Source organism: Caulobacter sp. FV1ye13L (assembly GCF_058681155.1).
The window spans coordinates 1-12,500 of sequence record NZ_CM178732.1 but is presented as its reverse complement, the minus strand read 5'-3'; the positions used below and the strand labels follow the sequence as shown (position 1 = coordinate 12,500).

The following is a 12,500-nucleotide window of genomic DNA, read 5'->3' as shown; positions in this document are numbered from 1 at the left end:
TACTGGAGGACCGAACCGGTGAATGTTGAAAAATTCTCGGATGACTTGTGGATAGGGGTGAAAGGCCAATCAAACCTGGACATAGCTGGTTCTCCGCGAAAACTATTTAGGTAGTGCCTCGGACGTATTCCTTGGGGGGTAGAGCACTGAATGGATGCGGGGGGAGCGATCTCTACCAATTCTAATCAAACTCCGAATACCCAAGAGAACTATCCGGGAGACACACGGCGGGTGCTAACGTCCGTCGTGAAAAGGGAAACAACCCTAACCATCATCTAAGGCCCCCAAGTTCTGGCTAAGTGGGAAACGATGTGGGTTTGCTTTGACAACCAGGATGTTGGCTTAGAAGCAGCCATCATTTAAAGAAAGCGTAACAGCTCACTGGTCAAGCGAACCTGCGCGGAAAATGTAACGGGGCTCAAGCCAGACGCCGAAGGTATGGGTGTGCAGTTTACTGCACGCGGTAGCGGAGCGTTCCGTAAGCCGTTGAAGGTGAGGCGTGAGCCTTGCTGGAGGTATCGGAAGTGAGAATGCTGACATGAGTAGCGATAAAGAGTGTGAGAGACACTCTCGCCGAAAGCCCAAGGGTTCCTGCGTAAAGCTAATCTGCGCAGGGTTAGTCGGCCCCTAAGGCGAGGCCGAAAGGCGTAGTCGATGGGAATCAGGTGAATATTCCTGAACCAGTTGGAAGTGACGGATCTGGTAAATTGTCTGGGCTTATTGGATTGTTCTGGGCAGTGAACAGGTCCCTGGAAATAACTCCAACGGAGACCGTACCCGAAACCGACACAGGTGGGCAGGTAGAGTATACCAAGGCGCTTGAGAGAACCATGCTGAAGGAACTCGGCAAATTGCACGCGTAACTTCGGGATAAGCGTGACTCTGCTTTGGGCAACCAGAGTAGAGTGGCACAGGCCAGGGGGTAGCGACTGTTTATCAAAAACACAGGGCTCTGCGAAGCCGTAAGGCGACGTATAGGGTCTGACGCCTGCCCGGTGCCTGAAGGTTAAAGGGAGTTGTGCAAGCAGCGAACTGAAGCCCAGGTAAACGGCGGCCGTAACTATAACGGTCCTAAGGTAGCGAAATTCCTTGTCGGGTAAGTTCCGACCTGCACGAATGGCGTAACGACTTCCCCACTGTCTCCAGCATGGGCTCAGCGAAATTGAATTCCCCGTGAAGATGCGGGGTTCCCGCGGTCAGACGGAAAGACCCTATGAACCTTTACTGCAGCTTCGCCTTGGCGTTAGCAACAACATGTGTAGGATAGGTGGGAGGCTATGAAACCGGGGCGCCAGTCTCGGTGGAGCCATCCTTGAAATACCACCCTTATTGTTGTTGACGTCTAACCGCGGCCCGTTATCCGGGTCCGGGACATGGCGTGGCGGGCAGTTTGACTGGGGCGGTCGCCTCCCAAAGTGTAACGGAGGCGCGCGATGGTGGGCTCAGACCGGTCGGAAATCGGTCGTCGAGTGCAATGGCATAAGCCCGCCTGACTGCGAGACTGACAAGTCGAGCAGAGACGAAAGTCGGCCATAGTGATCCGGTGGTCCTGCGTGGAAGGGCCATCGCTCAACGAATAAAAGGTACTCTAGGGATAACAGGCTGATTTTGCCCAAGAGTCCATATCGACGGCAAAGTTTGGCACCTCGATGTCGGCTCATCACATCCTGGGGCTGGAGCAGGTCCCAAGGGTTCGGCTGTTCGCCGATTAAAGTGGTACGTGAGCTGGGTTCAGAACGTCGTGAGACAGTTTGGTCCCTATCTGCCGTGGGTGTACGAGACTTGAGAGGATCTGTCCCTAGTACGAGAGGACCGGGATGGACACACCTCTGGTGGACCTGTCATGGCGCCAGCTGTGCAGCAGGGTAGCTAAGTGTGGACTAGATAACCGCTGAAAGCATCTAAGCGGGAAACTAACCTCAAAACAAGGTCTCGCTGAGAGCCGTGGAAGACCACCACGTTGATAGGCCAGGTGTGGAAGCGCTGTGAGGCGTGTAGCTTACTGGTACTAATAGCTCGATAGGCTTGATCGTTCTTCAGCCAAACCTATGCAAATGCTCTTTGTAGAGCTCAGACATACGATGTCTTCTTCGACTTGATATAACCAGAACGCCTCAAAACGTTCTGCACGCATCCTTTTTGCTGACCTGGTGGCTATGCCGGGGGTTCCCCACCCGATCCCATTCCGAACTCGGTCGTTAAGTCCCCCTGGGCCAATGGTACTTCGTCTCAAGGCGCGGGAGAGTAGGTCGCCGCCAGGTCCGCTAAAAGGATGCCAATCAAGTCGTACTTCAAAGTCCCCCTACCTCACGATCACCAACTACCAACTTCGCCGCGGGGTGGAGCAGCCCGGTAGCTCGTCAGGCTCATAACCTGAAGGTCACAGGTTCAAATCCTGTCCCCGCACCCAAGATCTAGCCTATTTTTATGTTGAACGCCGTTGTCGCACGGCGTCGCCACTGGGCCGTTTGGCGCCGGCCTGGCCGAAACACCTCCTCACAAGCGAATTTTTCTTGATTCTGGCCGGGCTCTCCGCAGAATCTTCGCTGAAAGCCCATGGCGCGATCTGTTGATTTGAGTCATGAGAAGCTATCGAGGCGTGGGTCGGCAACTGGTCCGCGAAATAGGTTTTTGAGGATAAGATGGCGAACGGTGTCGTTAAGTGGTTCAACCCGGCCAAGGGCTTTGGCTTCATTCAGCCTGAAAACGGCGGCGAAGACGTGTTTGTCCACGTTGCTGCGGTTGAACGGTCGGGCCTTTCGGGCCTGAACGAAGGCGACCAGGTCGCCTATGAACTTGAAGAAGATCGCCGCTCGGGCAAGACCTCGGCCGGCAATCTGCGCGTAACCGGCCAGGGCGCAGCCCCTTCGGCGCCGCGTCGCCCGCCCGCGCGTGGCTTTGACTCGCCCCGCGGTGGCTATGATGCGCCGCGCGGCGGTGGCTATGACGCACCCCGTGGCGGCGGTTACGGCGGCGGCGCACCCAGCGGTGGCGGCGAAGCCGGCACCGGCGTCGTGAAGTGGTTCAACACCACCAAGGGCTTTGGTTTCATCCAGCCCGACAACGGTGGCGGCGACATCTTCGTGCACATCTCGGCTGTGGAACGGGCCGGTCTGCGCGGCCTGAACGAAGGCCAGCAAGTCGGTTACGAACTGGAACAGGACCGCCGCTCGGGCAAGACCTCGGCCGGCAACCTGCGCATCCTCTAGGGATTCTAGAGCGCGAGTAGGCGTGTGAGACGCGTCCACTCGTCCTTTCGGTTTGAAGATTAGGCCCCGCGTGAAGTCGCTTCCGTCCCTAGGACGGCGATCGACTTCGCGCGGGGCCTTTCTGCGTCTTGATTTCAGGCCTGGATGGCCCGCTCGCCGGCCGCCTGATTGACCGCCAGGGCCGTCAGATTGACGATGCCGCGCGCGGTGACGCTGGGCGTCAGCACATGCAGCGGCTGGCTCATGCCCAGCAGGACGGGCCCAACCAGCAGGCCTTCGGTGGCGGCGCTGAGCAGGGTCAGGCTGATATTGGCCGCGTCGAGCGTGGGCATGACCAGCAGATTGGCCGAGCCCTTCAAGGCGCTGTCATGCACCAGCCTGTCGCGCAAGGCCTGGGAGAGGGCGGCGTCGGCGTGCATTTCGCCGTCGACCTCAAGCTCGGGCGCCCTTTCGCGCACAATGGCCAGGGCGTCACGCATCTTGCGGGCGGTCGGCGAGTTCGACGCGCCAAAGCTGGAGTGCGACAGCAAGGCCGCCTTGGGCGTCAGGCCGAAGCGCCGCACGGACTCGGCCGCCAGCAGCGTCATTTCGGCGACCTGCTCGGCGGTCGGGTCGACGTTCACGTGGGTGTCGCAGAAGAACAGCGTGCCGTTGTCGAGGATCAGGGCCGACAGGGCGTAGATCCGGTCGACATCCTCGCGCTTGGGAATGATCGGCAGCACATAGGTCATGTGCTGCCACCAGTCGCCGGAACCGCCCACCAGGGCGGCGTCCACATGGCCGGCCTGCAGCAGCATGGAGGCCGACACCGTTCGGCGAGTGGTGACCCGGCGCTCGGCGGCCAAAGGCGGGATGCCTCGGCGGCTGACGAGGCTCCGATAGCGATCGACCAGCGGCGCGAACAGCGCGGTGTCGGCGGCGGGGTCGAGGATCTCGACGCGGTTATCGAAGTCCAGGCGCAGCCCCATTTCAGCGGCCTTGGCGATGATGGTCTCGCGCCGGCCGATCAACACCGGCTTGGCCAGGCCTTCGTCGAGGACGGTCTGGACAGCGCGCAGCACGCGCTCGTCCTCGCCCTCGGCATAGGCCACGCGAATGCCTCCCGTCTCGGCGCAGGCTTTGGTCGCCTTGCGCGCCCGCTCGAACAGCGGACGCATCAGTTGGCCCGAGCGATAGACGAACAACTCCAGTTCCTGGCGATAGGCGTCGAAATCGGCGATTGGCCGGGTGGCGACGCCGCTGTCCATGGCCGCGCGAGCCACGGCCGGGGCGATCTGCAGGATCAGGCGCGGATCGAAGGGCTTGGGGATGATGTATTGCGCGCCGAACATCGGGGCGACGCCGCCATAGGCGCTGGCCACCACTTCCGAGGCTTCGGCCCGGGCCAGTTCGGCGATGGCCTCAACGGCCGCTACCTTCATGGCTTCGTTGATTTCCGAAGCGCCGACGTCCAGCGCGCCCCGGAAGATGAACGGGAAGCACAGGACGTTGTTGACCTGGTTGGGATAGTCGCTGCGGCCGGTCGCCATGATCGCGTCAGGACGGGCTGCGGTCACCAGTTCGGGCAGGATTTCCGGCTCGGGATTGGCCATGGCCAGGATCAGCGGATTGGGCGCCAGCAGCGGCAACCATTCTGCCTTGAAAACACGTGGCGCCGAAAGACCCAGGAAGATGTCGGCGCCGGCCAGCACTTCCGACAGAGCGCGGGCGTCGGTCTGGCGCGCATAGCGAGCCATGTTGTCGAGCATGTCGTCGTCGCGACCGGCGTAAACGACGCCCTTGATGTCGGTCAGGGTCACATTGTCGACCGGCAGGCCCATTGACACCAGCAGGTCGACGCAGGCCAGGGCCGCTGCGCCAGCGCCGGAGGTGACCAGCTTGACGTCGGTCAGGGACTTGCCCTGGACCAGCAGGGCGTTGCGAACGGCGGCGGCGCAGACGATGGCGGTGCCATGCTGGTCGTCGTGGAACACCGGGATCTTCATCCGCTCGCGCAGCTTGCGCTCGATGATGAAGCACTCGGGGGCCTTGATGTCCTCCAGATTGATGCCGCCGAAGGTGGGCTCCAAGGCCGCGACAACCTCGATGAACCTGTCGGGATCCTCGGCGTCGACCTCGATGTCGAACACGTCGATGCCGGCGAACTTCTTGAACAGAACTGCCTTGCCTTCCATCACCGGCTTGGACGCCAGCGGGCCGATATTGCCCAGGCCCAGCACAGCGGTGCCGTTGGAGATCACGGCCACCAGATTGCCGCGGGCGGTGTAGTCGCGGGCCTTGTCGGGATCGGCTGCGATGGCTTCGCAGGGCGCTGCGACGCCGGGCGAATAGGCCAGGCCGAGATCGCGCTGGGTTGCCATGCGCTTGGTGGCTTCAATCGCCAGTTTTCCGGGACGCGGCAGACGGTGATAGTCCAGAGCGGCTTTGCGGAAATCCTCGTCCATGGACTGGTCCTCTTTGGCGTCTGCGCAGGCATCTTGGCGCGATCCGTCTGGCTCGCGGATCGTCGAGCCTAGCTACCGGGGATAACGGGGCATTGCCAACCCTATGCGCCAGATAGGGATATTTTTTATGGTAGCGGTCACATCTGCATAGCCGAATCCGAACTCCCGTAAGTAATAAATCTATTATATAGTGCTCGCCTTGCGGGCGCCTGCCGCCGCGTTCGACAGCGTCGGGCGCAGGCAGGATCCCTTGCAGCGCATGGCTCTGGACAGGGCGCGCGGGCGGGCCGAGCATTGGCCGGTTGAGCTTGAAAGGGCAGGGCATGAGCGGACTGACGACCCATATCCTCGATCAGGCGACGGGGCAGCCGGCGGCCGAGGTTCTGGTGCGTGTGTCGCGCCGCGAGGGCGATGGTCTGGTCCTGCTCTCGGAAATCCGCACAGACGCCGACGGCCGTGCGCGGCTGATCGCCGGAGAAGACCTCGCCGTCGGCGGCTATCGTCTGGAGTTCTCGATCGGCGCGTATTTCAAGGCGACCGGCGCGGCCGTGACCGACCCGCCCTTTCTCGACGTCGTGGTCATCGACTTTGCGGTGTCGAACATCGGGCAACACTGGCACGTGCCGTTGCTGGTCTCGCCCTACGGCTATTCCACCTATCGGGGCAGCTGATGCCCCCGGCGCAAAATTCGAACAACACGATCCGCTTCCTTCTCGATGGTCAGGTGCAAGAGGTGCGCGGCGCCGATCCGACCCGCACCTTGCTGGAGCACCTGCGCGGCGATCGGCGGCGCACGGGGACCAAGGAAGGCTGCGCCGAGGGGGATTGCGGCTCCTGCACGGTGCTGGTGGGCGAGGCCGATGGCGATGGTGTCGCCTGGCGCGCGGTGAACAGCTGCATCCAGTTCCTGCCCATGCTGCACGGCAAGGCTCTGATGACCGTGGAGAGTCTGTCAAAGGATGGCGCCTTGCATCCTGTGCAGCAGGCCATGGTCGACAGGCATGGCTCGCAATGCGGCTTCTGCACGCCAGGCATCGTGATGTCGCTGTACGCCAAGGCCGTGGCAGCCAAGGGAACTGACGCGCCGTCGGCCGAGATGCTGGCGGGTAACCTGTGCCGCTGCACCGGCTATGGTCCGATCATTGAGGTCGCCAAGGATGTCGAAGCCGAGGCCGCGCCCGATGTGGCGGCGGATCTGGCGACCTTGGACGACGGGGCGATGCTGGACCTGTCGCACGACGATCCCGTGCAGGGCGTCACGCGCCGCTGGCTGGCGCCCAGGTCGCTTAACCAGTTGGCCCAAGCCTTCGTCGAGCATCCACACGCCACGATCGTGGCCGGCGCGACAGATGTGGGCCTGTGGGTCACCAAGCAGCGCAGGCCGTTGGAGTTCTTGATCGACATCGGCCAGGTCGCCGAACTGGCGCGGATCGAGCCGCGCGAGGGTGGCGTCTGGATCGGCGCGGGGGTTCGCTATGTCGACGCCATGGAGACGCTTGACGGGCTCTATCCCGAACTTGGCGCCATGTTGCGACGGCTGGGTTCGACCCAGGTGCGCAACAGCGGCACCATCGGCGGCAACATCGCCAATGGCTCGCCGATCGGCGACATGCCGCCGGCCTTGATCGCGGCCGGGGCGACCCTGGTGCTGAACCGGGGCGGTGAGCGGCGCCAGATGCCGCTGGAAGCCTTCTTCCTCGACTATGGCAAGCAGGACCGGCGGCCCGGCGAGTTCGTCGAGGCGGTGATCGTGCCGACGCCGAAGCCCGACCTGATTTTCAAGGTTTTCAAGCTCTCCAAGCGGTTCGATCAGGACATTTCGGCGGTCTGCGGCGCTTTCGCGCTGACGATCGACGGCGGTATCGTGAGCTCGGCGCGGATCGCCTTTGGCGGCATGGCGGGTACGCCCAAGCGGGCGACAGCGTGCGAGGCGGCTCTGATCGGCCAGCCGTGGGCCGAGGCCACGATCGAAGCAGCCATGACCGCTATCGACGCAGACTATACCCCGCTCAGCGATATGCGGGCCTCGGCCGCCTATCGGTCGCTGACGGCCCGCAACATGCTGCGCAAGGTGTTCATCGAGACCACCTCTCCAGGCCTTGTCACCCGGGTCGAACCGGAGAGCGCTCATGGCTGACTCCTCTGCGCCTGTGGCGATCGACGCCTTTCAGGGCGTTCACGCCTCGCTGCCGCACGACAGCGCGACGCGCCACGTGGCGGGCTCGGCCGTCTATATCGATGACATGCCCGAGCCGGCGGGGATGCTGCACGTCCATTTCGGGCTCAGCACCAGGGCTCACGCTCACATCACGGCGATGGACCTGTCGGCCGTGCGCGCCGCGCCGGGCGTGGTGCTGGTGCTGACCGCCGCCGACATTCCCGGCGAGAACGACGTCAGCCCCGTGATCCACGACGACAAGCTGTTCGCCACCGACATCGTGACCTATGTCGGCCAGAGCCTGTTCGCGGTGGCCGCCACCTCGATCGCGGCCGCCCGCGCCGCCGCCGCGAAGGCGGTGATCGCCTATGCCGATCTGCCGGCCGCCATCGACATCAAGGCCGCCCGCGCCGCCGACTTGAAGATCGAGAACAGCCAGCGCATGGCGCGGGGCGACGCGGCTGCGGCGCTGGCGGCTTCGCCCCGACGGCTGCAAGGCCAGTTCGCCATCGGGGGGCAGGACCACTTCTATCTTGAGGGGCAGGTCGCGCTGGCGATTCCGGGCGAGGGCGGCGATGTCCATGTCTGGTCGTCCACCCAGCATCCCAGTGAAGTGCAGCATCTGGTGGCCCGCGTGCTGGACCGTCCGCACAGCTGCGTGACCATCGAGGTGCGCCGGATGGGCGGCGGGTTCGGCGGCAAGGAGACGCAAGCCTCGCTGTTCGCCGCTGGCGCCGCTCTGGTGGCGGTCAAGACCGGCCGCGCCGCCAAGTGCCGGCCCGATCGCGACGAGGACATGGTCATGACCGGCAAGCGGCATGACTTCGAGGTCGGCTATGACGTCGGCTTTGACGACGAGGGCCGTCTGACCGGCGTCGCCCTGGAACTGGCCTCGCGCTGTGGGGCCACCACCGACCTGTCGATGGCCATCAACGACCGGGCGATGTTCCACGCCGACAACTGCTATTTCCTGCCGGCGGTGGAGATCCTGTCGCATCGCTTCCGCACCCATACGGTGTCCAACACCGCCTTCCGGGGCTTTGGCGGACCGCAGGGCATGATCGCCATCGAGCGCGTGATGGACGCTGTCGCCCAGGCCACGGGTCTCGACCCTCTGGAGGTGCGCCGGCGCAATCTCTACGGCGAGCCCGGCCGCGACCTGACGCCCTATCACCAGACCGTCGAGGACAATGTCGCGCCGCAGCTGCTGGCCGAGCTCGCCGCCTCCTGCGACTACGAGGCCCGACAGCGCGAGATCGACGCGTTCAACGCGGCCAGCCCGATCCTGAAAAAGGGCCTGGCCCTGACGCCGGTGAAGTTCGGCATCTCGTTCACGACCACCCACCTCAACCAGGCCGGCGCCCTGATCCACCTCTATGCCGACGGCTCGATCCTGCTGAACCATGGCGGCACCGAGATGGGGCAGGGACTGTTCACCAAGGTCGCCCAGATCGTCGCCGAGGCCTTCCAGGTCGACGTCTCGCGGGTCAAGGCCACCGCGACCGTCACCGACAAGGTGCCCAACACCTCGGCCACGGCGGCTTCGTCGGGCACCGACCTGAACGGCATGGCGGCGCTGAATGCGGCCAACACCATCAAGGCCCGGCTGATCGCGTTCGCCGCGAACAAGTGGGGCTGCGCCGAGGCCGAGGTCGCCTTCAAGCCGCAGGGGCTGAAGGCCGGCGAGACGCTGGTCCCGTTCAGCGACCTGTGCCGTCAAGCCTATCTGGCCCGGGTGTCGCTGTCCTCGACCGGCTTCTACGCCACGCCCAAGATCCACTACGACCGCGCCACCCATAGCGGCCGGCCGTTCTACTATTTCGCCTATGGCGCGGCCTGCAGCGAGGTGATCATCGACACCCTGAGCGGCGAGATGAAGGTGACCCGGGCCGACATCCTGCACGACGTGGGCCGGTCGCTGAACCCGGCCATCGACCTGGGCCAGATCGAGGGCGGCTTCATCCAGGGCATGGGCTGGCTGACCACCGAGGAGCTGGTGTTCGACGACCAGGGCCGCCTGCGCACCCACGCCCCCTCGACCTACAAGATCCCGACCATCGGCGACCGTCCGGCCCATCTGGACGTCAAGCTCTGGGCAGCCGGGCGCAATGTCGAGGCCACGGTCCACCGCTCCAAGGCCGTGGGCGAGCCGCCGCTGATGCTGGCGATCTCGGTGTTCAGCGCCATCACCCGGGCGGTGGCCAGTGTGGCCGATCACAAGGTGATGCCGCGTCTGGATGCGCCGGCGACGCCGGAGGCGATCCTGATGGCGGTCGAGGACGTGAAGCGGCGAGCGGCGTCATGAGCAACTGGGCCCGCGCCGCCCTGGCGCGTATCGCGGTCGATGACGCCGCCGCCCTGGTCACAGTCCTCGCCACCGAGGGCTCGGCCCCGCGTGAAGCCGGGACCAAGATGGTGGTCTGGGCGGGCGGGCAGTCGGGCACCATCGGCGGCGGCAATCTGGAGCATCAGGCGACCAGTCAGGCACGCAAAATGCTGACCGGATCCCAGGCCAGCTTCGCCATCCAGGACTATCCGCTGGGCCCGCTGCTGGCCCAGTGCTGCGGCGGCCGGGTCAGGTTGCTGATCGAGCGGGTCGAGGCCGCCAGCCGCGACTGGCTGACCGACGCCGCCCGCCGGATGGACGCGGCCCAGCCGTTCGAGGTCCGCACGCGCTTCAACCCCGGCCTGCTGACCAAGACCGTTGCCCCGATCGCCGCCAGTTCGGAGGCCCCGCCGGTGACCCTGGCGGGAGCCCAGGCCACGGCGCGCGGCGCCCGCCCCACGCTGGGCGACGAGCTGGTCGAACGCAACGACGCCCCGCGTCCGCCGCTGCTGGTCTTCGGCGCGGGCCATGTCGGACAGGCCGTCGCCCGCGCCTTCGCGCCGCTGCCGTTCAAGCTGTCCTGGTTCGATAGCCGGCCCGAGACCGCCGACATTCCCGGCGTCACCGTGGCCGGACCAGCCGAGATGGCCGCCGCCGCCATGGGGGCGGGCGGCGACGCCTATGGCCTGATCTTCACCCATGACCATGGCCTGGACTACGCCCTGGCCTCGGCCGGGCTGGCCGGCGGCGGCTTTGCCTATCTGGGCCTGATCGGTTCGAAGACCAAGCGCGCCCGGTTCATGAGCCGGCTGCGCGAGGACGGTTTCTCCGAGGCGGCGCTGACCCGCCTGACCTGTCCGATCGGTCTGCCGCATCTCAGGAGCAAGGCCCCCGAGGTGATCGCCGTCTCGGTGGCCGCCGACCTGCTGATGCGGCTGGAAGCGGCCCGAATTTCCAACAACGAGGATCTGGCCGTTGCAAGCCTATAGGGCGTCGATCCTCCACCTGCTGGACGATCCGACCAAGACCGACGAGGCTGTCGCCTTCCACGACGACGGCCTGCTGCTGGTCGAGGACGGCCATGTCGTGGCCTGCGGCGACTATGCGGCTCTGCGCGAACTGCTGGGTGCCACGCCGGTCGAGGACCTGACCGGCAAGCTGATCACCTCCGGCTTCATCGACACCCATATCCACTTCCCTCAGGTCGACATCATCGCCGCCCATGGCGCGCAGCTGCTCGACTGGCTGGAGCAGCACACTTTTCCGGCCGAGGCGGCTTTCGCCGATCCGGGCCATGCGGCCGAGGCGGCCGAGTTCTTTGTGAAGGAACTGCTGCGCAACGGCACCACCACGGCCCTGGTGTTCGGCTCGGTGCACAGGGGCTCGGTCGAGGCGCTGTTCCGGGTGGCGCTGGCCCGCGACATGCGGCTGATCGCCGGCAAGTCGCTGATGGATCGCAACGCGCCGGAGGGTCTGACCGACACCGTCGAGTCCAGTCGCGCCGACATGGAAGGCCTGATCGCCGACTGGCACGGCAAGGGCCGGCTGGGCTACGCCGTCACCCCGCGCTTCGCCATCAGCTGTAGCGATGCGCAACTGGCCATGGCCGGCGAGGTGCTGGCGGCCAACCCCGGCGTCTGGATGCAGACCCACCTGTCGGAAAACCAGCGCGAGATCGACGAGACGGCGGCGCTGTTTCCGCAGGCGACGGACTATCTGGATGTCTATGACCGCTTTGGCCTGCTGGGCCGGCGCTCGGTCTTCGCCCACTGCGTCCACCTGCAGGGCGAGGCGTTCGCGCGGCTGGCGGCCAAGGGCGGGGCGGTGGCGTTCTGCCCGACCTCGAACCTGTTCCTGGGCTCGGGCCTGTTCCCGCTGGAGACCGCCTGCGCCCATGGCGTCAAGGTCGGTATCGGCACCGATGTCGGGGCAGGGACGACCTTCTCGATCCTTCACACCCTGGGCGAGGCCTACAAGGTGGGCCAGCTGCGAGGGACGGCGCTGGATCCGTTCCACGCTCTGTACTTGGCCACCCTGGGCGGCGCGCGGGCCCTGGATCTGGGCGACCGGATCGGCAATCTGGCGCCCGGCAAGGAAGCCGATTTCCTGGTTCTGGACCTGGCCGCCACACCGATGCTGGCGCGGCGCCTGGGCGGTGACCGCAGCCTGGAGAACCGGCTGTTCGCCCTGACCGTGCTGGGCGATGACCGGGTTGTGGAGCGGACCTATCTGGCCGGTGCCGAACAGCATCGGCGTTAGAGGGACAGGGCAGCGGACACGGCTTGTCAGCCTCACGCGATCACTCGCTGAAGGGACGGAAAGGGTCGCGGAGCGTCCGGACGACGTCCGGAATTGAATAGAAG

The 12,500-nt window shown here is 64.9% G+C and carries 7 protein-coding genes, 1 tRNA gene, 2 rRNA genes and 1 pseudogene (1 of these 11 running past the window's edge); 10 read left to right on the top strand and 1 reads right to left on the bottom strand.

Translation table 11 applies throughout. From position 1 onward, the window contains the following. The 5 genes and pseudogenes from ACW176_RS00055 to ACW176_RS00035 form a co-directional block, all read left to right on the top strand. Positions 1-2,033 (top strand): 23S ribosomal RNA (locus ACW176_RS00055) (it extends 757 nt beyond the left edge of the window). A 113-nt stretch (positions 2,034-2,146) separates the two neighbouring features. Next, a 5S ribosomal RNA gene (gene rrf, locus ACW176_RS00050) occupies positions 2,147-2,261 on the top strand. 72 nt (positions 2,262-2,333) lie between these two features. Further along, positions 2,334-2,410, top strand: a tRNA-Met gene (locus ACW176_RS00045). Between the two features lie 232 nt (positions 2,411-2,642). Continuing rightward, a pseudogene (locus tag ACW176_RS00040) lies at positions 2,643-2,846 on the top strand (cold-shock protein); the annotation flags it as partial. A gap of 168 nt (positions 2,847-3,014) precedes the next feature. Continuing rightward, positions 3,015-3,209, top strand: a complete 195-nt coding sequence (locus ACW176_RS00035; protein WP_233206781.1) for a cold-shock protein — start codon at positions 3,015-3,017, stop codon at positions 3,207-3,209. A 134-nt stretch (positions 3,210-3,343) separates the two neighbouring features. On the opposite strand, the gene ACW176_RS00030 is transcribed toward ACW176_RS00035, so the two are convergent. Beyond that, positions 3,344-5,653 carry an NADP-dependent malic enzyme gene (locus ACW176_RS00030; protein ID WP_492110396.1) on the bottom strand — a complete coding sequence of 770 codons (2,310 nt, stop codon included), beginning with the start codon at positions 5,651-5,653 and terminating at the stop codon, positions 3,344-3,346. A gap of 323 nt (positions 5,654-5,976) precedes the next feature. Here ACW176_RS00030 and uraH point away from each other — a divergent pair, with 323 nt between their 5' ends. From uraH to guaD, 5 genes are read left to right on the top strand one after another with little or no spacing between them, the layout of a single operon-like run. Continuing rightward, the gene (gene uraH, locus ACW176_RS00025; protein ID WP_492110395.1) at positions 5,977-6,324 is read left to right on the top strand and encodes a hydroxyisourate hydrolase; all 348 of its coding nucleotides are present in this window, start codon (positions 5,977-5,979) and stop codon (positions 6,322-6,324) included. Next, positions 6,324-7,790 carry a xanthine dehydrogenase small subunit gene (gene xdhA, locus ACW176_RS00020; RefSeq protein ID WP_492110394.1) on the top strand — a complete coding sequence of 489 codons (1,467 nt, stop codon included), beginning with the start codon at positions 6,324-6,326 and terminating at the stop codon, positions 7,788-7,790. Before uraH ends, xdhA begins: the two co-directional genes overlap by 1 nt. Next, positions 7,783-10,116: a xanthine dehydrogenase molybdopterin binding subunit gene (xdhB, locus tag ACW176_RS00015; protein WP_492110393.1), complete on the top strand. Its 2,334-nt coding sequence runs from the start codon at positions 7,783-7,785 to the stop codon at positions 10,114-10,116. Before xdhA ends, xdhB begins: the two co-directional genes overlap by 8 nt. Beyond that, positions 10,113-11,126: a xanthine dehydrogenase accessory protein XdhC gene (gene xdhC, locus ACW176_RS00010; RefSeq protein WP_492110392.1), complete on the top strand. Its 1,014-nt coding sequence runs from the start codon at positions 10,113-10,115 to the stop codon at positions 11,124-11,126. The genes xdhB and xdhC overlap by 4 nt, the downstream gene beginning before the upstream one ends. Next, entirely contained in the window at positions 11,113-12,396 is a 1,284-nt protein-coding gene (gene guaD, locus ACW176_RS00005) for a guanine deaminase (RefSeq protein ID WP_492110391.1), read from the top strand. The genes xdhC and guaD overlap by 14 nt, the downstream gene beginning before the upstream one ends. Positions 12,397-12,500 lie beyond the last annotated feature (104 nt).